This window comes from Streptococcus mitis (assembly GCF_003942775.1).
Lineage (GTDB): Bacteria > Bacillota > Bacilli > Lactobacillales > Streptococcaceae > Streptococcus > Streptococcus mitis_CN.
In genome coordinates this window covers 356,891-380,715 of sequence record NZ_RJNX01000002.1, presented here as the reverse complement: position 1 = coordinate 380,715, position 23,825 = coordinate 356,891, and the positions used below count along the sequence as shown (strand labels likewise).

The 23,825-nt window shown below is 39.6% G+C and carries 16 protein-coding genes, 1 other RNA gene and 1 pseudogene; 4 read left to right on the top strand and 14 right to left on the bottom strand.

Features of this window, described 5'->3' with window-relative positions; all coding sequences use genetic code 11:
• Window positions 1-11 precede the first annotated feature (11 nt).
• From mapZ to D8848_RS04340, 5 genes are all read right to left on the bottom strand, one after another.
• Window positions 12-1,418: a cell division site-positioning protein MapZ gene (mapZ, locus tag D8848_RS04360; protein ID WP_084923660.1), complete on the bottom strand. Its 1,407-nt coding sequence runs from the start codon at window positions 1,416-1,418 to the stop codon at window positions 12-14.
• Window positions 1,419-1,430: 12 nt separating this feature from the next.
• Window positions 1,431-2,588, bottom strand: coding sequence for a THUMP domain-containing class I SAM-dependent RNA methyltransferase (locus D8848_RS04355; RefSeq protein ID WP_125443763.1), 1,158 nt, complete (start codon window positions 2,586-2,588; stop codon window positions 1,431-1,433).
• A gap of 84 nt (window positions 2,589-2,672) precedes the next feature.
• Window positions 2,673-3,053: RNase P RNA component class B (gene rnpB / locus D8848_RS04350), an RNA gene on the bottom strand.
• Window positions 3,054-3,073: 20 nt separating this feature from the next.
• On the bottom strand, window positions 3,074-3,403 hold the full coding sequence (gene gpsB, locus D8848_RS04345; RefSeq protein WP_185756847.1) for a cell division regulator GpsB: 330 nt from the start codon (window positions 3,401-3,403) through the stop codon (window positions 3,074-3,076).
• 69 nt (window positions 3,404-3,472) lie between these two features.
• Window positions 3,473-4,000: an SLOG family protein gene (locus tag D8848_RS04340; protein ID WP_125443766.1), complete on the bottom strand. Its 528-nt coding sequence runs from the start codon at window positions 3,998-4,000 to the stop codon at window positions 3,473-3,475.
• A 66-nt stretch (window positions 4,001-4,066) separates the two neighbouring features.
• Between D8848_RS04340 and recU the strand changes: the two genes are divergently transcribed.
• A complete protein-coding gene (gene recU, locus D8848_RS04335; RefSeq protein WP_125443768.1) occupies window positions 4,067-4,663 on the top strand; it encodes a Holliday junction resolvase RecU in 597 nt (198 codons plus the stop codon).
• Window positions 4,660-6,822 carry a penicillin-binding protein PBP1A gene (pbp1a, locus tag D8848_RS04330; RefSeq protein WP_125443770.1) on the top strand — a complete coding sequence of 721 codons (2,163 nt, stop codon included), beginning with the start codon at window positions 4,660-4,662 and terminating at the stop codon, window positions 6,820-6,822. Before recU ends, pbp1a begins: the two co-directional genes overlap by 4 nt.
• A gap of 140 nt (window positions 6,823-6,962) precedes the next feature.
• Here pbp1a and D8848_RS04325 read toward each other — a convergent pair whose 3' ends face one another.
• From D8848_RS04325 to D8848_RS04295, 7 genes and pseudogenes are all read right to left on the bottom strand, one after another.
• Window positions 6,963-8,945, bottom strand: a complete 1,983-nt coding sequence (locus D8848_RS04325; protein WP_125443771.1) for a peptide ABC transporter substrate-binding protein — start codon at window positions 8,943-8,945, stop codon at window positions 6,963-6,965.
• Between the two features lie 202 nt (window positions 8,946-9,147).
• Window positions 9,148-10,251, bottom strand: a complete 1,104-nt coding sequence (gene glf / locus D8848_RS04320; RefSeq protein WP_125443773.1) for a UDP-galactopyranose mutase — start codon at window positions 10,249-10,251, stop codon at window positions 9,148-9,150.
• 96 nt (window positions 10,252-10,347) lie between these two features.
• Window positions 10,348-10,452, bottom strand: a pseudogene (locus D8848_RS04315) (CpsB/CapC family capsule biosynthesis tyrosine phosphatase); the annotation flags it as partial.
• A gap of 6 nt (window positions 10,453-10,458) precedes the next feature.
• Entirely contained in the window at window positions 10,459-11,904 is a 1,446-nt protein-coding gene (cpsA, locus tag D8848_RS04310; protein ID WP_125443775.1) for an LCP family glycopolymer transferase CpsA, read from the bottom strand.
• Between the two features lie 189 nt (window positions 11,905-12,093).
• Window positions 12,094-14,052: a peptide ABC transporter substrate-binding protein gene (locus D8848_RS04305; RefSeq protein WP_125443777.1), complete on the bottom strand. Its 1,959-nt coding sequence runs from the start codon at window positions 14,050-14,052 to the stop codon at window positions 12,094-12,096.
• Window positions 14,053-14,278: 226 nt separating this feature from the next.
• The gene (locus tag D8848_RS04300) at window positions 14,279-16,246 is read right to left on the bottom strand and encodes a peptide ABC transporter substrate-binding protein (protein WP_049544886.1); all 1,968 of its coding nucleotides are present in this window, start codon (window positions 16,244-16,246) and stop codon (window positions 14,279-14,281) included.
• A gap of 166 nt (window positions 16,247-16,412) precedes the next feature.
• A complete protein-coding gene (locus tag D8848_RS04295; RefSeq protein WP_084923646.1) occupies window positions 16,413-18,023 on the bottom strand; it encodes a glycoside hydrolase family 13 protein in 1,611 nt (536 codons plus the stop codon).
• Window positions 18,024-18,175: 152 nt separating this feature from the next.
• Between D8848_RS04295 and D8848_RS04290 the strand changes: the two genes are divergently transcribed.
• Both D8848_RS04290 and D8848_RS04285 read left to right on the top strand, forming a co-directional pair.
• Entirely contained in the window at window positions 18,176-19,660 is a 1,485-nt protein-coding gene (locus tag D8848_RS04290) for a DUF1846 domain-containing protein (RefSeq protein ID WP_125443778.1), read from the top strand.
• Window positions 19,661-19,754: 94 nt separating this feature from the next.
• Window positions 19,755-20,237 carry an S-ribosylhomocysteine lyase gene (locus D8848_RS04285; protein ID WP_000032562.1) on the top strand — a complete coding sequence of 161 codons (483 nt, stop codon included), beginning with the start codon at window positions 19,755-19,757 and terminating at the stop codon, window positions 20,235-20,237.
• Between the two features lie 60 nt (window positions 20,238-20,297).
• On the opposite strand, the gene D8848_RS04280 is transcribed toward D8848_RS04285, so the two are convergent.
• Together D8848_RS04280 and mraY are read right to left on the bottom strand one after the other, a co-directional pair.
• Window positions 20,298-22,403, bottom strand: coding sequence for an ATP-dependent Clp protease ATP-binding subunit (locus D8848_RS04280; RefSeq protein WP_125443780.1), 2,106 nt, complete (start codon window positions 22,401-22,403; stop codon window positions 20,298-20,300).
• A 441-nt stretch (window positions 22,404-22,844) separates the two neighbouring features.
• Window positions 22,845-23,825: a phospho-N-acetylmuramoyl-pentapeptide-transferase gene (gene mraY / locus D8848_RS04275; RefSeq protein WP_125443781.1), complete on the bottom strand. Its 981-nt coding sequence runs from the start codon at window positions 23,823-23,825 to the stop codon at window positions 22,845-22,847.

Genomic DNA, 23,825 nt, shown 5'->3' with positions numbered 1-23,825 from the left:
GTAACGACTGCTTAGTAGTCCAAAGCATCCGCATGTCCAGAACCATTTCCAACAAAGTATCCTGTCTTACAGTTAAGGGTAAAGAGATAGGTTCCATCTGGCTTGTAGAGGTTGTAATAACCATTGCCATTAACGATATTGACACGTTCAAGGATGTATTGGTTACCAGTGATATAACCACGTGAGCGTGAAGTCGCTAAAATTTGTTCCAAAACACCATCCGCGAAATCCCAGGCAGAGTTATTGCTATCATCAATAGCTGATTGGTTATAAGAAACACGACTCGCACTTCTTTGAACAGCAACTCCTGCACTTGATACACCCATATTGACTTCACTGCGGGTACTTCTAGTTTCAGTTGATGCCGTATTTGAACTACTTGGGCTTGTTTCACTAGCAGTATTTTCACTTGCTTGACGAGAACTTGAGCTGCTAGTTTCACTTGAACTTGAGCTTGAAGCACTTGTTTGCTGGCTCTTACCAAGACTGATAGCCTTATCTAGAACTTTATCAAGCTCCGTATTTCCAGTTTTAATATCTGTAAATTTAGCATCCGATTTGACTTTAGCATTGGTATCCAAGACACCATCCACAATAGCTGGTTTTTCAAATTGTGCATTGACATCTTGAATGGCCTTGATTTGCGTTGCTAGACTATCATACTTAGATTTGGCAAGGGTATGTTCACGACTACCTTCCAGCTTATCAAGCAAGGTCTTAAGTTGACTCAGTTTATCAAACTGACTATTTTTCAAAGCAGTTTTATTGCTATCTGTATAGAAGCCATCATATAAATTATTGAATTCTTCTACATCTGACTGCGTATTTGTAGTTGATTGAGAAGTCTGGATTTCCTTGGTCGAACGGGTCACTTGACGATAGACATAATAAGCACTGACACAGATAACCACTGATACGAGCGCCAAAGCGGTCAAAACAAAACCTTTTTTACTTTTCTTTTCTGGGTCCTCTTGATCCAGACGAGAAAGTTTTTTCTCCTCTTCCACTTCCCCAGTCATTTCTGCTGAATTTTCATCCTCTAGTACTATAGGATCCCAGTCTTTATCCTCATCGTCCAGAGGCAGTGGAGGTAAGATAGCTTCAGACGATAGAACTTCCTCTGAATAGGCTTCTGACTCCTCTACAGCTTCACGCACCTCTTGAATCAAGTCATCCAGACTCTGTGTTTCGATTAACTCCTCTTTTTTGTATTGGCGAGTCGCAAACTTATCTGCTTCGATTTCATCTTTGTGTTGCTTGACATACTTGTCCAAAATGGAATCTTCAGGCAAGACTCCTGCTTCCACTTCTTCATTTTTACGAATAGCTTGACCAACTGTTAACTCTTTTGCTTCATCAAAATCAAATCGCGGTTCTTGGTTTTCTTTTTTATGACGATTCCGTCTTTTCTTACTCATGAGTTTTCCTTCCTACTTTACTTCCTGACGTTTAACACGCTGACCAAAATATTGATACAAATCAACTTTTAAAGTTCCGTTGTACAACTTACGTTTCTTATCCGCCTGACTACCGTACTTGGTCTCAAAGGCTTCATCACTGGTTAAGATAAACTTGCTCCACGTTTTCAGAGGAGCAAATACTTGACCCATCTCAGCATAAAGCTTGGTAACCCCTGCATCATCTGACAAGCGTTCACCATAAGGTGGGTTAGAGATAATCACTCCATTTATTTTATCAGAACGCAAATCCTGCACGCGCATCTGCTTAAAGGTAATATCTCCTACAACACCTGCTGCCTGAGCATTGGCCTTAGCAATTTCCACCATACGTGCATCGATATCACAGCCCATGATATCTAGCTCAAGCTCACGATCCACTTTCTTAGCTGCTTCTGTGCGAACTTCTTGAATCAAGCGATCGCTAATCCAGTTCCATTCCTCAAAGGCAAAGGAGCGACGCAGACCTGGAGCCATCTTTCTGGCAATCATAACTGCCTCGATACAGAAAGTTCCTGAACCACAGGTTGGATCAATCAAGGGCTTGTCTGGATACCAGTTAGAGAGTTGCAAAATAGCTGCTGCCATATTTTCCTTTATGGGAGCGCCACCTTTTTCCGTACGATAACCACGTTTAAAGAGGCTAGTCCCTGTCGTATCAATCATGACAGTTGCTATGTCTTTAAGAATAGAGACCTCAATTTTAAACTCTGGACCAGTTTCCATCAGAGGAACTCCTTCTGGACGGGCGTAGTGTTTCTGCAATTTCTTGACAACGGCCTTCTTTGAAATAGCCTGAACACTGGGTTCATTGTGTAATTTAGATTTCACACATTTAGCTTTTGAAATTGGGAACCGAGCTCCAAGCGGTAAATAATTTTCCCAATCTAAGGCGAAAACTCCTTGAAAGAGCTCCTCAAAAGTCTTAGCTGGGAACGTTCCTACGATAATTTTGATACGGTCTGATGCCCGAAGCCAGAGGTTGGTTTCGATAATGGCTCTCACATCTCCTTGAAAACGAACACGTCCATTTTCAACCTGACAATCGTAACCCAACTCTCGCACTTCACGACCAACGACAGCTTCAAGACCTGCTGCCACAGTTGCAATTAAATTAAATTCTTTTTTCATGTTACAGTCTTGCAAGACCTTTCTATATGTCCACTTTAAAAAATGAGGTTGAGAAAATTTCTCAGCCCCAACCTATATGCAATTTTCTATAAGCCATGTTTTGTTCCAGAAGTGACTAGGACCACTTCCTTCGATAATCATCTGTCTACCACTAACAGCTCTAGCTGATAGCAGTCAGAATACTACGTTCGTTTCCGCGTACTCCATGCCCCGACCAAAATTTGGGTTGCTAGCTTGAGGGGTTTACCGCGTTCCACTCTCTCCGTTTCCAGAAAGACTCCGTCACTGTGGCACTTTCAAGCCTACTCTGGCCTATCCAAGGACTTAGCCATTTCAACTGCCGTAACGATTTCTCGTCCCTAGGCTTATGGTTTCGCCTAGCACAAACACTACAGGCATCACAGCCTGTGCTAGCATGGACTTTCCTCATGAAAAGAAATTCTCCTCACGCGATTATCCAAAAATTGCACTTTTCAAATAAGCTCTTATAAATCAGAGTTATCCAAAATTTGTTTCCCAAATACTTCTTTCTCAAGACGATTTAGACGTTTTAAAATATCAAAATTCGTCATAGAACTTGTAGTTGCCGCTTCCATAGGCTCTGCTTGAACTGGTGAAGGTTTCGGTTTACGAGCTAATTCTTCCTTCAAATCCGCAATTTCCTGACGAAGTGACTTGACCAAGGCAGCATAGGTTTCATAGTCCTTAATGACATCGTCCAAAAACTCATCAACTTCTACCTTACTATACCCACGAACTTCACGTCCAAACTCTTGTTCAAAAATATCTTTCGCTGAAAAAATAATACTTGCCATGTCTCTCTCCATTCTCGCTTGCTAGTATTATTATATAAAAAAAGCCAAACAAAAATCAAGGTCAAAGGCTTACTTTTCAGAAAAATTTTCTACTAGCTCATTTAAGTCTTCAAACGTTAACCTTTTTATGCGATAACCTTCCTGATTTTTCATCAAATTGTCTATAAATTTTAATTTGGTCTCATTTTCTGGGTCATAGAAAAAATAAGCTAAGTCAGTATTTTCCAGCAAAAATCGTTGGTAATCTCGTAGTTGCCCCATATGTTCATATTTAGGATAGGCATATTTGACAAAGTCTACCTGCTTAAATTGACTAAGTTTAAGCTGATTCGCTTCATTCCAATTTTCCCCGTGTGTTTCAAAATCAAAAATGGTCGCTAGGCTGAAATCATATTCTTCTTTCATTTCATTTGCGACATCAAGCACCCAAGATTCAAATCCCAAGTTCCCTGTAAAGACCAGCCATTTAATCCCTTCTTCTGCTAAATTTTCTAAATCATGGCGAATGGCTTTCTTTATAATTTTTAATCTGATATCTTTTTCATTAAACAAACCCAAGTCAAAATTAGAATATCCCATAATTAAAGCTGTAGTCATTTTTACACCTTTCTTTCTATTTTTATGGTATAATAGAGTGATGTTATTGTACCAATAAGGAGAAATATGGTCAACTATCCTCATAAAATTTCATCAAAAAAAAGCCAAACATCCATTTCTCAACCAAAAAATTTCGCAAATCGAGGAATGACTTTTGAAAAGATTATTAACGCTACAAACGACTACTATCTGACGCATGGTATGGCAGTTATCCATAAAAAGCCAACGCCTGTTCAGATCGTTCGAGTAGACTATCCTCAACGTAGTCGAGCCAAAATTGTAGAAGCCTATTTTAGACAAGCTTCCACTACAGATTACTCTGGCGTGTATAGAGGACATTACATTGACTTTGAGGCCAAGGAAACACGACAAAAGAATGCTATTCCAATGAAGAACTTCCATCTTCACCAGATTCAACATATGGAACAAGTCCTAGAACAGCAGGGCATTTGCTTCGTACTGCTTCATTTTTCTTCTCGACAAGAAACTTATTTGTTGCCGGCACTTGATTTGATTCGCTTTTATCATCAAGATAAGGGCCAAAAATCAATGCCACTTGGATATATCAAAGAATACGGATATTTAGTAAAGCAAGGAGCTTTCCCTCAAATTCCCTATCTCGATATTATCAAAGAACATTTACTAGGTGGTAAAACAAGATGAATAAACAAACTATTCTGCGATTCTTAAAGTATATTGGAATTACATTTCTTACCTTATTTATCGCATTATTTCTATTAGGTGGAGGTGCCTTCCTCTACTTTGTTAGCAAGGCTCCAGCCTTATCTGAAAGTAAATTAGTTGCGACAACCTCTAGCAAGATTTATGACAACAAAAACGAACTGATTGCTGACCTTGGATCTGAACGTCGCGTAAATGCTCAAGCAAATGAAATTCCTACTGACTTAGTCAAGGCAATTGTGTCTATCGAAGACCACCGTTTTTTTGATCATAGAGGTGTTGATACTATTCGTATCATGGGAGCAGCATTGAGAAATCTACAAGGAGGAGGTCTACAAGGTGCCTCAACCTTGACACAACAATTAATTAAATTGACTTATTTTTCTACTTCAACTGCTGATCAAACCTTGTCACGTAAAGCTCAAGAAGCTTGGCTAGCCGTTCAACTAGAGCAAAAAGCAACCAAGCAAGAAATCCTGACCTATTACATCAATAAAGTCTACATGTCCAACGGTAACTATGGAATGCAAACCGCAGCCCAAAATTACTATGGAAAAGACTTGAAGGACTTAAGCTTGCCACAGTTAGCACTCTTGGCTGGAATGCCTCAAGCGCCAAACCAATATGATCCTTATTCCCATCCAGAAGCTGCTCTAGAGCGTCGTAACTTGGTACTTTCAGAAATGAAAGGGCAAAAATACATTAGTGCAGAAGATTATGAAAAAGCTATTAATACTCCCGTCACTGACGGTCTCCAAAGTTTGAAGTCAGCCAATAGTTATCCAGCTTATATGGACAACTACCTCAAAGAAGTAATCGACCAAGTTGAACAAGAAACTGGTTACAACCTTCTTACCACAGGTATGGAAGTCTATACTAATGTCGACAAAGATGTTCAGCAGCGACTTTGGGATGTTTATAACACAGATGAGTATGTCGCTTATCCAGATGATGAACTTCAAGTAGCTTCTACTATCGTTGATGTAACAAATGGTAAAGTCATTGCTCAGTTAGGTGCCCGTCACCAATCAAGTAACGTATCTTTCGGAATCAACCAAGCCGTTGAAACCAACCGTGACTGGGGTTCTACTATGAAACCAATCACTGACTATGCTCCCGCTTTAGAATATGGAGTCTATGACTCTACTGCAACTATAGTACATGATGTTCCTTATAACTATCCAGGTACTGATACTCCCGTCTATAACTGGGATAAAGGCTACTTTGGAAATATTACAATCCAGTATGCACTTCAACAGTCACGTAATGTCACAGCTGTTGAAACCCTAAATAAGGTTGGTTTAGATAGAGCGAAAACCTTCCTAAATGGCTTAGGTATCGATTATCCAAGCATCCACTATGCAAACGCCATTTCAAGTAATACAACCGAATCTAATAAACAATACGGAGCAAGTAGTGAAAAAATGGCTGCTGCTTATGCTGCCTTTGCTAACGGTGGAATTTACCACAAACCCATGTATATCAATAAGGTCGTCTTCAGTGACGGTAGTGAAAAAGAATTTTCAGATGCTGGTACACGAGCTATGAAAGAAACAACTGCTTACATGATGACCGAAATGATGAAAACTGTCTTGGCATACGGAACTGGTCGTGGAGCCTATCTCCCATGGTTAGCGCAAGCTGGTAAGACAGGTACTTCTAACTACACAGATGATGAAATTGAAAAACACATCAAGAACACCGGCTATGTAGCTCCAGATGAAATGTTTGTTGGTTATACTCGTAAGTATTCTATGGCTGTATGGACAGGTTATTCGAATCGTTTAACTCCTATCGTTGGAGATGGTTTCCTAGTTGCAGCTAAAGTTTATCGCTCAATGATAACGTATCTATCAGAAGATACTCATCCAGAAGACTGGACGATGCCAGACGGACTTTTCAGAAACGGGGAATTTGTATTCAAAAATGGAGCTCGCCCAATATGGACTGATCCCTCTACTCAACAATCCTCAACAGCTGAAAGTTCAACTACACAGGCAAGTACTACGATTGGTCAACAACCCAATAATGCTCCCGCAACCGATCCTAATCAAGGACAAGCTGGTCAGACTGTTCAGCCGACACAATCAGTACAACCAACGCCACAAAATCCACAAGTTCAACAGCAACCACAACAGTGAGATGAAAGAAAATCCTGAGAATAAAAACTCAGGATTTTTTCTACAATAAAATACATTTTGTAATATCGAACATAGGATAGGCATCAATCTATTTTCCCGAAACCAAAAGAAGTTAGCTAACAACTAACTTCTTGTTTAATCTATTTCACATGTTTTGCGAGTTCTTCTTGTGCTTTTTTATTGGATTCTTCTTTTTCTTTCATCCATTTTTCTTGAGCTTTTTGATACTCATCAACTGTCACTGGTTTATCTTGTACATCAAGGTATTTATACAAGGTAGCTTCGGTCGTACCCTTGTTACCAGAGTATGCAAACGGAAGTGTAAATGGTACCATCTTAGACAACATTGGACGACCAGTTTTAGAAGTTGTTGGGATGATCAAAGCACTGTCAGTCAACCAAGCTTGGGCAGCAGCATATTTTTCATAACGTTTTGAAATGTCATTCACTTCTGCACCAGCTTCCACAACCATTTTTTCGTAGTCTTCCAAACCAACTTGCTTAGCCGCAGCGTTGTTTGTTCCAGAGTCAAATCCTAGGTAAGTCTTTGTACTTTCCCCTACAGATGGTTTGAGAATATCAAGGTAGGTAGATGGGTCAATGTAGTCTGGTCCCCATCCAACGTTATCTGAGACATCCCAATCTTGTCCAGCAGCCGTTTCAGCAAAGTAGGTAACATTGAGAACTTCATCTTTTTGAAGTTGTTGGATATCAATGACGACATTGTCAGTTCCTAATGTTTCTTCAAGTGATTGTTTAAAAGATTGGACACGTTGAACTTTTGTTGTATTGGTTTGGTCAACTGGCATATCCAAGTGAATTGGGAATTGAACGCCTTCTGCTTGGAGAGCTGTCTTAGCTTTAGCAAACTCTGCTTTCGCTTTTTCAGGATTGTAGAGTCCATCCTGAGCATCATCCAAGTTCACGTTGCTCCATTCGTCACCATAAGTCACCAATTTGTCTTTGACCATTTCGCCAAAGTTCTTTCCATCTGCCTGTACAAATGTAGGAGGAACAAACAAGTTACGAAGCAGTTTAGTTGCCCCATTCGCACCATTCACTTGAGAAGCATAGGCTTTTCTATCAAAACCAAAGGCAAGGGCTTGACGGAAATCTTTGTTTAGAAGAGCTTTCTTGGTTGAAGTCTTTTGTTCATCTGTAGTCTTAGAAGTGTACTTATAAGACTGGCGATCAATATTAGTACCTACTAAATAAGTAGTAGAATCTTGTGGTGTATAAACGATGTTGTCTTTAAACTCTTTTTCAAGTTCAGGATAACTTGCGCTTGTCGGGAAGAGACGAGCCATTGTAAAGCTTCCATCTTTGAAGTTTTCTGCGAGTTTTCCTGTATCTTGACCATCCCAGAATGAAAGTTTTACCTTATCAATGCGAACATTGTCCTTATCCCAATAGTTTGGATTCTTTTCAAATTCTACTGAAGATTTAGCGACCAATGATTTCAACAAGAAAGGTCCGTTATAAAGGATACTGCTTGGATCTGTTGCTTTCCCAAAATCATCTCCCTTAGAGTTTAAAAACTCTTCATTAACTGGTGCTAAGACACCCATTGTTGTTTTAGAATTCCAAAAACTTTCAGGTTTGTTCAAAGTGTATTGAACTGTTTGATCGTCAATCGCTTTAATCCCAACTTGAGAGAAATCTTTAGTTTCCCCTTTAGCGTATGCATCCAAACCTTTAATTGAATCCTGTACCAAGTAAAGGGCTTCTGATTTCTTATCTGTCGCATACTTAAGTCCTGTTACAAAGTCTTGAGCTTTCACAGGCGCATACTCTTCTCCTTCAGATGTATACCACTTGGCATCTTTACGGATTGTATAAGTGTAAGTCAAGCCGTCCTTAGATACAGACCAATCCTCCGCCATAGATGGCACAAAGTTACCATAGCGGTCATTTTCAAGCAATCCATCAATCACATTACTAGTAATGTCAGCAGTTGCTGCCTTACCAGTTGTCAAGTAGTTCAGGTTATCTGGATCTGTTTCGTAAACATAAGAAAAAGTTTTCTCACCTTTTGCACTAGACCCTGAGCCAGAGCAAGCAGCTAAAACACCTGTTGCTAATAAAGTTACTCCCGCAAGGGCCAATACTTTTCTTGTTTTCATAGTATTCTCCTTTGTTTTTCTATCCATTATAGACTATATTTAAAGTCCTGTCAATAGAATTTTCTGAATTTTAGAAAATTATTTTTTAAACAACAACTTTGCAATAATATGAATATTATCAAAAAAATCCCTCAACTACATTAGGTAGTCAAGGAATTATCGATCATATTTCTAAATAGCAACTGGTAACAGTTCTAGGTGTTTAATCTAACTCATTTCTTACACACTGTAAAGCTGCTCCAATTACTTGGTGCATATCGTAATAACGATAGTGTCCTAAACGACCACCAAAGATAACATTCCCTTGTTCATCTGCCAATTTTTTATATGATTTATACAAATGATTATTACGATCATTATTTACTGGATAATACGGCTCATCACCTTTTTCCCATGTTTTAGAATGTTCTTTAGTAATGATAGTCTTTTCTTGATTCCCAAACTCAAAATGTTTGTGTTCAATAATACGAGTATACGGGGTATCTGCATCTGTATAGTTCACAACTGCATTTCCTTGGTAATTCTCCATATCCAAGGTCTCATTTTCAAAACGAAGACTACGGTACTCTAGTTCACCTAATTTATAATCAAAGAATTCATCAATCATACCAGTAAAGACAATCTTAGGGAAGTCCTTCATATATTGTTCTTTATTGGCAAAGAAATCAACATTTGTTTCTACATCAATGTTTTCATGATTCAACATTTTTTCAACTATTTGAGTGTATCCACCAATTGGAATCCCTTGATAGGTATCATTAAAATAGTTGTTATCATAGGTCAGGCGTACTGGCAAACGGCGAATGATAAAGGCTGGAAGTTCCGTAGTTGGCTTGCCCCACTGTTTCTCTGTATAATCTTTGATTAATTTTTCGTAGATGTCTGTACCTACAAGAGAAATAGCCTGTTCTTCCAAATTTTCAGGAGTTTTGCCATTTAAAACAGCACGTTGCTCATCAATCTTAGCCTGTGCTTCTGCTGGCGTTACAACTCCCCAAAGCTTATTGAAGGTATTCATATTAAAAGGAAGATTATAAATCTCATCCTTATAGTTTGCAACAGGGGAGTTTGTGTAACGGTTAAACTCAGCAAACTGATTTACATAGTCCCAAATCTCCTTGTCAGAAGTATGGAATATATGGGCACCATATTGATGAACTTGAATTCCTTCCTCTTCACGAGTATAGATATTACCCGCGATATGATTCCGTTTTTCAATGACTTTTACTTTTTTTCCTTTTAAGGCTGCTTCATGGGCAAAAACTGCACCAAAAAGACCAGCACCAACAACAAGATAATCGTACATAACCCCCTCCTTTTATTTTTTAACAAGCTGTTGTAGCAATTGTACAAGATGGATAACTTTAATAGATGATACAATTGTATATTTTACATCTTAAATCCGTACTTCTTGTCCATAGGCTTCTGTCAAAAGGACCTTGCTTTCTTGCTTAGATTTTAAACCATCATCCACACTAAATACGATATGCGAATGAATATCAATCATTTTGTCTTATTTTCCTTCCATCACATCATTGATTGCAGCCTTAACCGACTCTAAACTGCTATCACTTATCTCCATCATGTAAAGGTTGCTATCAGGCATGGCATAGGATGGCAAATCCATACGCCCTGTTCCTTTAAGATCTTGCGAATTAATCTTATACGTTCCACCACTCTCAAGTTGGGCATTGGCCATGTTCATCATGGTTTCAAGTGGCATATTGGTTTGTAAGGAATCTTGTAGTCCCTTTATAATACTGTCATAATTTTTCAAAGCTTCTGTCGAGGTTAGCTTTTGCAAAATAGCGACAATGACCTTTTGCTGATTGCGACCACGATCTCGGTCTCCATCTTCCAATGAATAACGCTCACGTACAAAGCTAAGAGCTTGCTCCGAGTCAAGATGAACATTTCCTACGGGATAGAACTTCCCATTTGTACGAGCTGTAAATTCTTGGTCATTATGAACATCAACTCCACCAAGGAGATCAATCAATTTCAAGAAAGAAGTGAAATTCAAACGAGCGTAATAGTTCAAGTCAATACCGTAGAGATTTTCCAGTGTATGAATCGAAGCATCTACTCCATAAATACCTGCATGGGTCAACTTATCCTTTTGGTTGTTGCCACCATCTGCAATTGGAACATAGGAATCACGAGGTGTTGTTGTCAAGAGAATCTTTTTCGTCTCACGATTCACTGTCATAATAATATTGACATCCGATCGAGAAACTGAGCTAATTGGACCGTAAGTATCAATTCCGCTGATATAAACATTGAAACTGTCACCCTTGACATCTTTTGGAGTTTCAACCGTCTTGGTTAATTCTTTGGTATAGATTTTCTTAATTTTTGAAGCATAGTCAGGATATTCTGATTCAATAATGTTTTCAAAGACACTGTTTAGAATGATTGCCTTTGTATCGCCAGCTAACAAGCTCTTATAGGCCGCAAGATAGGATCTGCTTTCTTCGACTGTCAATTCCTTATTTTGACTAGCCTTAAGATCATTCATCAACTGTTGGATATTATCCTTATCCGTCCCAGTCGGCCCCGTTACACTGGTTACCTGACTGATATTATCAATTGAACTATCTGCTAATACCGCAATACTCATCGAATAATGTGAGTAGTTCGATGTCGCATTCAGGCGACTGGTAAATCCAATGAACTGCCCTACAGCAAAGAGAGAAGTTCCATTGATTAACACACCAAGCAGTAATAAAATCAGCGTTAGATTTTTAGCTTTCTTAGACCGAATTAAAAAGAAGCACAAGATGGCTAAGGCTACAATTAAGACAGCAACCACTATATTGAGATATCGGAAGGCTAGCATATTATACTTGAAAATCAAAAACAATAAAAAGACTGCTAGTAATGCATAGATAGCTAGCAACCCCCAACTAATCAATATTTTTGTTTTACCCTTACGAGCTCGCTTCGAAGATCTACTCACGATATACCTCTATTATCAATTTTTATTTCATTTTATTATATCATAAAAAAATACACTTGCGGGGTAAATCCGCTTAGGTAAGGCATTTTCATCTTCTTTCCGAAACATTCTTTTTGACTTGCAACCAATTACATCAATAAATTTACTATATAAACATCAAAACAAGGTCCCTTACGGAACCTCGCTCATCTATTTGACATGATTTTCTGCTTCTTTTTGAGCTTTTTCGATTGCTTTTTTGCTTTCTTGCTCCCATTTGGTCTTGGCTTCTTCATACTGTTTAGTTGTCACAGTATCTTTTTGCAGTTTCATGTACTTGTAGTTATTGCCATCACCCTTGATGCCGACCAGTGAATAGCCTCTTGTAAATGGCGTTACTTTGGTTACAGAAGCTGTTCCACCACTTGACATGGCTGACATAATCAGAGAATTGTCAATCATCCAAGCCTGTACTTCAGCATATTTTTCATAGCGTTTGGCTACATCTTTATTTTCACTATCTGCATCTTTGAGCATCTTGGTGTAAGTATCAAGCCCCAAGCTAGCAATCTTAGCTTTATCTTCTTGAGAATCTAAACCAAAAATCTTGAGGTAGAACCCATCCTCTGCATTGAAAGGATTAAGATAAGTTGACGGATCTTGGTAGTCACCTACCCAACCATCAAAGTTCAAATCATAGTCACGATCAGCTGGTGTTGGCGCTAAAAAGGCTACATTATTAAAATCATCCGTTGAAAGTTGTTGAACATCAATGACAATGTTATCAGCACCTAAAACCGACTCAAGGGTCTGCTTAACTGAGTTCATGCCTGTCACAGCATTTTTACTTGTCTGATCAACTGCAACATCCAAGTGAATAGGGAAAGTCACACCTTGACTTGCCAATTCTTTTTTAGCTTCCGCAAATTTTGCTTGGGCTTTTTCTTTGTTGAAATAGGCATCCTGAGCATCTGCCAAGTTAATGCCTGACCATTCTGTACCATAGTTGACCAATTTAGAAGCAACTACTTCTCCAAAGGTCTTGTCTCCAACTTGGACAAATGTAGGAGGCACTAGGGTATTACGAAGGGTCTTGCTAGCTGCTTCTTCCCCATTTGACTGAGCAGAATAGGCTGTGCGGTCCAAGGCAAAGTTCACTGCTTGGCGGAAGTTTTTGTTCAAGACAGCTGTCTCAGTTGACTTCTTCTGTTCATCTGTCGTTTTAGCAGTGTGATTGTAGGCCTTACGGTTGACGTTGAAATTGAAATACCAAGAAGTCTTGTCCTGCAAGCTATAGACGATATTATCCTTATATTTCTCCTTGGTCTTAGCAAAGTTAGAACTATTCGGATAAACCCCAGCGATAGAATAAGCTCCACTTTCAAAGTTACGGATGGTCAATTCTTGGTCTGAACCATCAAAATAAGCCAATTTTACGTGTTCAATTGATACTTTGTCATGATCATAGTAATGCGGATTCTTCACATACTCGATAGATGATTTTGATGTGAAATCTTTTAACAAATAAGGTCCGCTGTAGAGAATGCTATCTGGAGATAGGGTACCAAAATCTTTCCCTTTTGAATTTAAAAACTCTTCATTTACCGGGAAAAGAATACTGTTGGTTGTTTTTGAGTTCCAGTAAGGTTCTGGGCGTGCCAAAGTATACTCAACAGTCTGGTCGTCAATGGCCTTCACCCCAACCTTAGAGAAATCAGAATCCACTCCTGTAATATAATCATTCAAGCCCTTGATCGAGTTTTGAATCAAGTCAATGGCCTGGGATTTATTATCCACTGCGTATTTGATACCTGTCACAAAATCTTGTGCCTTGACTGGGGCATACTCTTCACCGTCAGCCGTAAACCATTTGGCATCTTTTCTCAGTTTATAGGTATAAGTCAGACCGTCGCTTGAAACAGACCAGTCCTCTGCCAAAGATGGAACTAGGTTTCCGTGGTTGTCATTTTCAAGCAAACCATCAACTAGGTTAGTAATAATAGCTGTATTATCAGCGTAGTAGTCTAATAAGTAGTTAAATGTAGTTGGGTTTCCACTAAAGGTTGATGAGTAAGTTTTTGTATCTGAACCTGATTGTCCGCAAGCAGTTAACAGCAAGGCAGCTGCAACAGTCAGACCTGCACTAAGGATACGCTTTTTTGTAGTCATCTTCTTTCTCCTTTATGTTAGTTTTTATAACATAGGTTTATTTTACCAAAATAGTGGGAATTTGTAAAGTCAATTGAATTTCTAGAATGAAAGTTTATAAACTTTAGTCATAAAAAAACAAAGGATTTCTGTCTTTCATACAGTCCTCCCTTGTTTTTATGCGATTTATCATTTAAATATCAATGAATTAACTGATAACCTAACGAAAGCAAGAATCTCATTCACGTTATTTTATGTGCTTTTCTAAATCCTTTTGATACTGAGCATTCGATTCCAGTTTTTCCTTTTGCCACTTTTTGAAGGCCGCATCATACTCTTTAGTTGTCACAATATCATTTTGAAGTTCCATTCCTTTAAAAATAAATGGATCCCCCTTAATACCGACCTGTGAATAAGCTTTGGTAAATGGAACAGTACGACTAACCATAGGAGAGCCCCCTGAAGAAGCAACTGGAATAAGAAGTGAACTATCAGTAACCCAAGCCTGTGCTTTAGCATACTTTTCGTATCGTTTATCAAGATTACTTGTCTCAGAAGCCGCATCATCCAAGAGCTTCTTGTATTCATCCAAGCCAACTTTTGCCACAACTTCAGGATCCTTGCCCTTTGTTATACCTAGATGTTTCAAGGCAGAACCCTTCTTAGCATCTAAAATATTGAGATAGGTTGCTGGATCTTGGTAATCTGGTCCCCAACCTGTTCCGTTCAAATCATAATCTTTTTGGGTTGGAACTTTAGCTTGAGAAGTAATACTTTCCTTCTCATTATCTGTCATTTGAAGAACATCTATAATCACATTCTCCGTTCCAAGCGTTTCTTCAATTGATTGTTTTAGCGAATTGGTTTGTTGAACCGCAACTACATCTGTCTGTTCTACTGGCACATCTAGATGAATCGGGAAACTCACTCCCTTAGCTTGCAATTCTGACTTCGCTTTTTCAAATGCAGACTTGGCCTTTGTTGGATTGTAAATTGTATCCTTACCATCTGTGAGAGTCACATCTTTCCACTGTTCTCCATATTTCAGTAGTTCATCCTGAGCCAACTGTCCGAAGGTCTTCCCAGCTACTTGAACGTAATTATCTGGCACTAGACTATTACGAATAATCTTATCCGCACCCTCTTCACCGTTTAATTGAGCTGTATAGGCGTGGCGATTGAAGGCAAAATTAATTGCTTGACGGAAATTTTTATTCAGCATGGCTTCTTTTGTAGAAAGCTTTTGTCCTTCATCTGTCTTGGCTGTTTTATTATATGATTGACGATTTACGTTAAAAGTAAAGTAATAACTAGTTGCTTCCTGAGGGCTATAAATAATCTGATCTCCATATTTCTCTTTGGTAGAAGCAAAACTTGAACTATTTGGGAAAAGTCTCGCTGTATTATATGCTCCTGTAGCGAAACTACGGATAAGGGATTCTTGATCTGATCCGTCATAGAATGTTAATTTTACATTATCAATCTTGACATTTTCCTTATCCCAATAGTTAGGATTTTTTTCATATTCAATCACAGATTTAGAAATCAAAGATTTCAAAAAATATGGACCATTGTAAAGAATACTTGATGGGGTTGGCGCTCCGTAATCCTTGCCTGTTGCATTCAAAAATTCTTCATTTACAGGGAGCATGGTTGCTGTTGTTACTTTAGAGTTCCAAAAACTTTCTGGTTTATTAAGGGTATATTCTACCGTATAATCATCAAGAGCTTTAACACCTACAGTTGAAAAATCATTGGTCTCACCACTAACATAAGCCTCCAAACCTTTGATTGATTTTTCAATCAAAGAAAGACCATCTGACTTAGCATCTGCCGCATGCTTCAGACCTGTAACAAAATCCTGCGCCTTAACTTCTGCATACTCCTCTCCTTCAGAAGTATACCACTTCACCCCCTTACGAAGTTTGTAAGTGTAAGTCAAACCATCGGTTGAAACAGTCCAATCCTCTGCTAAAGACGGAACAAGATTCCCATATTTATCATTCTCTAAAAGACCATCAACAACATTACCAATCACGTCAGAAGTAGAACTTTTACTCGTAACGCTATAATCCAAGGAAGACGGATCCACTGCATAAACATAAGAAAAGCTCCTCGGGGCATCTGCTTTCTTATCACTTTTACCACAAGCTGCCAAAAGAAGGGCCGCACTCAAGGTCACTCCCGCTCCTAAGAGCCACTTTTTCGATTGCATAAATAATCTCCTTCAAAATAGTATTTTCACTATTATACCCTATTTTATTATAAAAGCAAGAGCTTTTGACAGATTTTTTAGAAAATTCTAAAAAATCTATTTAAAAGAATTCTCTAAAAAACTTTTAGCAAAACCTCAAACTCTATAAGCTTGAGGTTCTCACTTTTTAGTCAGTCATTTCCACACAGAAAGCATCCCATGGAGCTAAGATTTGTTTTTCAAAGACTTCCTGAGCCACGGTGTTTTCAATCAAGACCGATTTGACGTTTCCTTCTACGGTCAAGTCTTGCTCTTCATTGGACAAGTTAGCCACAACTAGAAAACGACGGTCCCCATCTTTACGGATATAGGCAAAGACCTTGTCAGTTGTTTCCAAGAGTTCAAAGTTAGCTCGAATCAGCCAGCTATTCTCCTTACGTATTTGGACCAGTTTCTGATAGGTATAGAAAATAGAATCTGGATTTGCCAGCGCCACTTGAACGTTGATTGCTTGATAGTTTGGATTCACTGCCAACCAAGGTTGACCTGTTGAGAAACCAGCATTTTTGCTCTCGTCCCATTGCATAGGGGTACGGGCATTGTCACGACCAATGACACGGATACTGTCCATGATTTCTTCCATCGGAACACCTTTTTCAAGAGCTTCACGCGCATAGTTGAGGGATTCAATATCTTCTACTTGATCCAGCGTTTCAAACGGATAATTTGTCATCCCAATTTCCTCACCTTGGTAGATATAAGGTGTTCCTTTCATGAGGTGAAGTAAGATTACAAAGGCTTTGGCAGATTTTTCGCGGTATTCTTGGTCATTTCCCCAGATTGATACGATACGAGGAAGGTCATGATTGTTCCAGAAGAGCGAATTCCAGCCATCCTCAACTCCTAATTCTGTCTGCCATTTATTGAAAATCTCTTTCAACTTAGCGATATTCAGCTCTTTTTGATAGTGCCATTTAGGCTGACCTTCCTGATACTGAAGACCGATATGTTCAAACTGGAAGACCATAGACAATTCTTGTCCCTTTGGATCTGAGTAGAACTTAGCAATCTCAGGCGTTGCTCCCCAAGTCTCCCCTACTGTCAAGAGATTCTTATCTCCAAAGGTCGCCTGATTCATCTCCTTGAGATAAGGGTGGAGCATAGGACCATTATTGACTACTTTCTCGTCAGGAATTTTCCCAATCATGTCAATGACATCCATGCGGAAACCACCAATGCCTTTATCAATCCAGAAATTCATCATCTCATAAATTTTTTGACGAAGTTTTTCATTTTCCCAGTTGAGATCAGGTTGCTTCTTGCTGAAAAAGTGGAGATAGTACTGACCTGACTTTTCATCGTACTCCCAAGCAGACCCACTAAAGATAGACTCCAAATCGTTGGGTTCATCCCGCCAGATATAGTAGTCTCGTTCAGGACTATCAGGATTTTCACAGGCCTCGACAAACCAAGCATGCTCATCTGAAGTATGATTGACCACTAAGTCCATGATGATACGAATATCACGTTTCTTAGCTTCCGCGATCAGTTGGTCCATATCCTCCATGGTCCCGAAAATAGCCGCAATCGCTTGATAATCAGCAATATCATAGCCATTATCATCCATAGGACTGTCATAAACTGGAGAAAGCCAAATCGCTGTAATTCCTAACTTAGCTAGATAGTCTAACTTACTGGTAATACCTGGCAAATCGCCAATTCCATCTCCGTTGCTATCCATAAAGCTCTTAGGATAGACTTGATAGACTACGGCATTGTGCCACCATTTTTCTTGCATCTTCTTACCTCATTATTTTAATAATCTACAGTCTATGATAGCGCTTTTCAGATTTTTATGCAAGCGTTTGCCTAATCTTTTTGATTCCTTTTTTAACTCCATAGTTTCCTAACTTCCAATTTTTTATTATAATAGAGGTCAGAGGTAAAAAAATGAAAAAACAAGCTTTTAGTTCTGAACAATATTTGAATCTACAACGCGACCATATTTTGGAGCGCATTAATCAATTTGACGGCAAGCTCTACTTGGAGTTTGGTGGCAAAATGTTAGAAGATTTCCACGCTGCTCGCGTCCTTCCTGGTTATGAGCCTGACAACAAAATCAAGCTCTTGCAAGAATTGAAAGAGCAGGTTGAGGTCGTGATTGCTATTAATGCTAGCAACATCGAACATTCCAAGGCACGTGGTGACTTGGGCATTTCTTATGACCAAGAAGTTCTTCGTTTGATTGATAAATTCAATGAACTGGGAATTTTTGTTGGCTCCGTTGTCATCACACAGTACGCTGGTCAACCAGCTGCAGATGCCTTCCGCAACCAACTCGAGAAAAACGGAATTGATTCTTATCTTCACTATCCAATCAAAGGATATCCGACAGATATGGATCACATCATTTCTCCAGAAGGTATGGGGAAAAACGACTACATCAAAACCAGTCGCAACTTGATCGTCGTAACTGCTCCTGGACCTGGTTCTGGAAAATTGGCAACCTGTATGTCAAATATGTACCACGACCAAATCAATGGTGTCAAGTCTGGCTACGCTAAATTTGAAACCTTCCCAGTTTGGAATCTTCCCCTTCATCATCCAGTCAACTTGGCCTACGAGGCTGCCACAGCTGACCTTGATGATGTCAACATGATTGATCCCTTCCATCTCCAAACTTACGGAGAAACCACTGTCAACTACAACCGTGATATCGAAATCTTCCCAGTGCTCAAGCGCATGTTGGAACGTATCCTAGGAGAGTCTCCATACGCTTCACCGACAGATATGGGGGTCAACATGGTTGGTTTCGCTATTACAGATGATGAGGCTGCTGTCGAAGCTTCTAAACAAGAAATCATCCGCCGTTACTATCAAACTGTTCTTGATTTTAAAGCCGAAAAAGTTGACGAAGCTGCTGTCAAGAAAATCGAGTTGCTTATGAATGACCTCGGTATCACACCAGCAGACCGTAAGGTTGCTGTTGTTGCACGCCAAAAAGCAGAAGAAACTGGCGGACCAGCCCTAGCCCTTGAATTGCCAACTGGGGAAATTGTCACTGGTAAGAACTCAGAACTCTTTGGCCCTACAGCCGCTGCCTTGATCAACGCTATCAAGAAATCAGCTAACATTGCCAAGGAAGTAAAACTAATCGAGCCTGAAGTTGTTAAGCCAATCCAAGGTCTTAAAATCGATCATCTCGGTAGCCGTAATCCACGCCTACATTCAAATGAAATTTTGATTGCACTTGCTATCACAGCTACAGAAAATCCTGATGCTGCTCGTGCTATGGAAGAACTTGGCAACCTCAAAGGAAGCGAAGCCCACTCAACCATCATCTTAACCGATGAAGACAAGAATGTCCTTCGCAAACTGGGTATCAATGTAACCTTTGACCCTTACTACCAATACGACCGCTTGTATCGTAAATAAAGATTTCAACCTCTCCACTCTTGGAGAGGTTTTCTCTCTATCTCAGGAGCCAGCTTTGTGTTATAATGAAAGAAGAAAACTGAAAGGATTTACCATGTCAAAAGAAGTTATTGTTGAAAGTTTTGAACTTGACCACACCATTGTTAAAGCACCCTATGTTCGCTTGATTGGGGAAGAAACAGGACCAAAGGGAGACGTTATCTCCAATTATGATATTCGCTTGGTACAACCAAACGAAGACTCTATCCCTACCGCTGGCCTTCACACTATCGAGCACCTCTTAGCCAAACTCATCCGTACCCGAATTGACGGTATGATTGACTGTTCACCATTTGGTTGCCGCACAGGCTTCCACATGATTATGTGGGGACGTCACACTAGTGCTGAAATCGCAGCTGTTATCAAGGATTCGCTCAAGGAAATCGCTGAAACTACTACTTGGGAAGACGTCCCTGGTACAACCATCGAATCTTGCGGAAACTATAAGGACCACAGCCTCTTTTCTGCTAAAGAATGGGCTAAACTCATCTTGGAACAAGGGATTTCAGACGATGCCTTTGAGCGTCATGTAATTTAAACACAAAAAAGGAACCAGTTTTTCAGCTGGCTCCTTCTTTTTTATGCTCAAAATTCTGTCTTAGGCTTTTTCACGAATGACCAAAACACCATCTTCCATGTCAGCTTCTAGGTGTTTAGCATCAAGGTTATCCAAGTGGAAGTCTGTGACTTTGTCACGGATTTGTTGTTCAACCACACGACGGAGTGGACGAACACCCATGACTTCATCGTAGCCTTCTTCTGTGATATAGTCTTTAGCCGCTTGACTAACTGCTAAATCAATGTCTTTCTTAGCCAAGGTTTGGTTGACTTCAGCCAGCATCAAGTCCACAATTTTAGAAAGGTCTTCCTTAGTCAAGTGTGAGAACTCAATGACTGCGTTAAAGCGGTTGAGGAACTCTGGACGGAAGAATGGTTTCAAACGGTCCATCAATTCTGGTTTGTCCGCATCTTCTGTCAAGTTAGCTTCGTAACCAAAGCCTGCGTTTGAAGTTGCGATAATCACCGTATTCTTGAAGTTTACTGTGTTTCCTTGACCATCTGTCAAACGACCATCATCTAGAACTTGGAGGAGAAGAGTAATGACTTGAGGATCAGCCTTTTCAATTTCATCCAAGAGAATGATAGAGTATGGATTGCGACGAACACGTTCTGTTAAGGTATTGCTATTGTCGTCATAACCCACATAGCCTGCTGTTGTACCAATTAGCTTAGAAACGGCTGTGCGGTCACTGTATTCAGACATATCCAAACGGATGATCGCATCCTTGGTTCCAAACATATCTAGCGCCAATTGTTTAGCAAGTTCAGTCTTACCAACTCCAGTTGGACCTACAAAGAGGAAGCTACCGATTGGGCGATTACCTTCATCAAAACCAACACGGTTACGACGGATAGCACGAGCTACAGCTTCTACGGCCTTATCTTGACCAATCACCTTGTCTTGCAAGCGATGAGCCATATCTTTCAAACGTTCGATGTCCGTAGCCCCCATTTGAGATACTGGAATACCGGTCATTCGCTCTACAGATTCAGCCACATCGTTGACACTTGCAGTCACTTTCATATCTTCTGTGTGATTTTCGATTTTCTTTTCCAATTCTGCGATGCGTGTTTTATAGTTTAGAGCTGCTTCAAAATCTTCTGCCTCAACTGCTTTTTCTTGCTTGTCTTTTTCTACCTCGATTTCACGTTCAACAGCATGCACATCTGTTACAGGATGTTGGGCTGCCAAGTGAGCCGCCGTTACGTCCACAAGGTCAATAGCCTTATCTGGCAAGCTACGTTGAGGAATATATTGTACAGAATAATCAACGGCAGCTTTTAAGACTTCATCTGGCAAAATAACATTGTGGTGTTGTTGATAGAGGTCACGAATTCCTTGAAGAATTTTATATGTATCCTCTGCTGAAGGAGCATTGACCTTGACTTCGTTGAAACGACGAGCAAGAGCTGCATTCTTCAAGATGGTGTTACGGTATTCGTCTTGAGTCGTTGCCCCAATCACTGTCAATTCACCACGAGAGAGGGCTGGCTTGAGAATATCCGCAAGCCCCTTAGAACCACTGTCTCCACCAGTGCTACCAGCGCCGAGAATTTGGTGAATTTCATCAAAGAAGAGAATAATATTCCCTGCTTCTTTCACTTCATTTACTAGGTTTTGAACGTTTTCTTCAAAACTACCGCGATATTGAGTGCCAGCCTCAAGACCTGAGATATCAATGGAAATAATTTCCTTATTCTTAATAGCAGCTGGAACATCACCATTCACAATGGCTTGTGCTAGACCTTCGACAACTGCTGTCTTACCAACACCTGCGTCTCCGACCAAAACAGGATTATTCTTGGTACGACGTGAAAGAATTTCAGATGTTTCTTGAATTTCCTTGTTTCGTCCGATAACAGGATCCAGCTTGCCCTCACGCGCTTCTGCAGTCAAGTTTCGACCTAGTTTTGCAAGGACACCGTCTTGTTTCATACCTGATGCCTGTTGTGGCATTTTTCCATCAACTTCTGCATTTCCTGGTAATTGACCAGTCGCACGATAGTGAGCAAATTCCTCAGGTGTCACTTCACGTCCATTAATCAAGTAACGACGATTTTCAGAACTATATCCTCGCATACCACCCATCAATTGGTTAAATAAATCATCCATGTTGTTAAAATTATTAAAGTTGTTATTCATATTCTTTACCTCTTTTTATTATTTATTATTACTGATATTGACTATCTTTGACCTTTGTTTTAAAAAATTTAGACTAGCTAAATCGCTACTCTACGTACTATTTCTGGTTTTTCTTTTTCAAGCAGGAGTAGACTATCTTTACTTCTGAAGATTTCTAGATTAAACATAGACCCCACCTCTTTCTATTTTACTTTAAATAATACTCTTCGAAAATCTCTTCAAACCACGTCAGTTCTATCTGTAAGCTCAAAACAGTGTTTTGAGCACTTCTTAGTTTGCTCTTTGATTTTCATTGAGTATAAGTGTTCGAGTAAGGCTTTCATTTACCTTACGTTCATAATATACTACATTAGTCAGAAAAGGTCAAGAGATTTGACTTTAATTGACCAATATTTTTTAGAATGCAAAAACACCCTGAAACTGAACATCAGGGTGCCATTCTTACATCAAATATAAAATTGCTAGGGTTAAGAGACTTGCTAGAAGCCCCACTCCCCAAAAGAAGAAGTCAACCTTCCACTCGCTCCAAGGATTTCCTTTACCAGACAATCCTCCAAGTTCAAAATGGTGATGCACAGGCGTCATACGGAAAATACGTTTCCCACCTGTCAGTTTGAAATAGCTGACTTGCATCATGACCGAAGTTGTTTCAAAGACATAAACAATTCCGATAATCAAGAGAGTCCATTCTTGGTGGAGGGCCATAGAGATAGCTGCCAGCATTCCACCGAGAGCCAAACTTCCCACATCTCCCATAAAGACCTTAGCAGGCTTATGGTTAAAGACGAAGAAAGCAAGCAAACCACCAATCATGGCAAGAATCACTAGAAGAATATCCATCTGACCTTGCACATAGGCAATAACTCCATAAGCAGACAAACTAATCACAACGGAAATACTCGCTAGACCGTCAATGCCGTCTGTCAAGTTGACTGCGTTTGAAAAACCGACTAGCCAGAAAAGAGCGAAGACAATATAGAAAATCCCTAGATGCACTTGGTAACCAAAGACAGAAAGCATATCTCCACCGCGCTCATAGAAAAGGTAGAAAATGACGCCACCTAGAAGCTGAAGAGCCAATTTCTGTTTGGGATTAAGTCCCTCATTGATTTTTCGGAAGACCTTAAGGAAGTCATCTAAAAATCCGATTAAACCATAAAGAACCAAGATAAATAAAATCATACCGACATTATTGCTGAGTTGATTACTAAATAGGGCGAAAAAGAAAGCAACTAAAACAGAAGCAATTAAGAAAACCAAACCTCCCATTGTAGGAGTCCCAGCTTTTGCCTGGTGCTGTTTGACATCCTCATGCATTTGCTGGCCTGTAATTTGCGCCTTTCTATAAAATTGGATAAAGGCCGGAATTCCTACTAAAGTTAGTAAAAATGTCACAATTCCAGCACTAATAGAAATAAACAT

What these genes read in the sequence shown, in the direction of transcription:
- mapZ (WP_084923660.1), bottom strand. Translation starts at nt 1,418, where the DNA reads ATGAGTAAGAAAAGACGGAATCGTCATAAAAAAGAAAACCAAGAACCG.
- D8848_RS04355 (WP_125443763.1), bottom strand. Translation starts at nt 2,588, where the DNA reads ATGAAAAAAGAATTTAATTTAATTGCAACTGTGGCAGCAGGTCTTGAA.
- gpsB (WP_185756847.1), bottom strand. Translation starts at nt 3,403, where the DNA reads ATGGCAAGTATTATTTTTTCAGCGAAAGATATTTTTGAACAAGAGTTT.
- D8848_RS04340 (WP_125443766.1), bottom strand. Translation starts at nt 4,000, where the DNA reads ATGACTACAGCTTTAATTATGGGATATTCTAATTTTGACTTGGGTTTG.
- recU (WP_125443768.1), top strand. Translation starts at nt 4,067, where the DNA reads ATGGTCAACTATCCTCATAAAATTTCATCAAAAAAAAGCCAAACATCC.
- pbp1a (WP_125443770.1), top strand. Translation starts at nt 4,660, where the DNA reads ATGAATAAACAAACTATTCTGCGATTCTTAAAGTATATTGGAATTACA.
- D8848_RS04325 (WP_125443771.1), bottom strand. Translation starts at nt 8,945, where the DNA reads ATGAAAACAAGAAAAGTATTGGCCCTTGCGGGAGTAACTTTATTAGCA.
- glf (WP_125443773.1), bottom strand. Translation starts at nt 10,251, where the DNA reads ATGTACGATTATCTTGTTGTTGGTGCTGGTCTTTTTGGTGCAGTTTTT.
- D8848_RS04305 (WP_125443777.1), bottom strand. Translation starts at nt 14,052, where the DNA reads ATGACTACAAAAAAGCGTATCCTTAGTGCAGGTCTGACTGTTGCAGCT.
- D8848_RS04300 (WP_049544886.1), bottom strand. Translation starts at nt 16,246, where the DNA reads ATGCAATCGAAAAAGTGGCTCTTAGGAGCGGGAGTGACCTTGAGTGCG.
- D8848_RS04295 (WP_084923646.1), bottom strand. Translation starts at nt 18,023, where the DNA reads ATGCAAGAAAAATGGTGGCACAATGCCGTAGTCTATCAAGTCTATCCT.
- D8848_RS04290 (WP_125443778.1), top strand. Translation starts at nt 18,176, where the DNA reads ATGAAAAAACAAGCTTTTAGTTCTGAACAATATTTGAATCTACAACGC.
- D8848_RS04285 (WP_000032562.1), top strand. Translation starts at nt 19,755, where the DNA reads ATGTCAAAAGAAGTTATTGTTGAAAGTTTTGAACTTGACCACACCATT.
- D8848_RS04280 (WP_125443780.1), bottom strand. Translation starts at nt 22,403, where the DNA reads ATGAATAACAACTTTAATAATTTTAACAACATGGATGATTTATTTAAC.
- mraY (WP_125443781.1), bottom strand. Translation starts at nt 23,825, where the DNA reads ATGTTTATTTCTATTAGTGCTGGAATTGTGACATTTTTACTAACTTTA.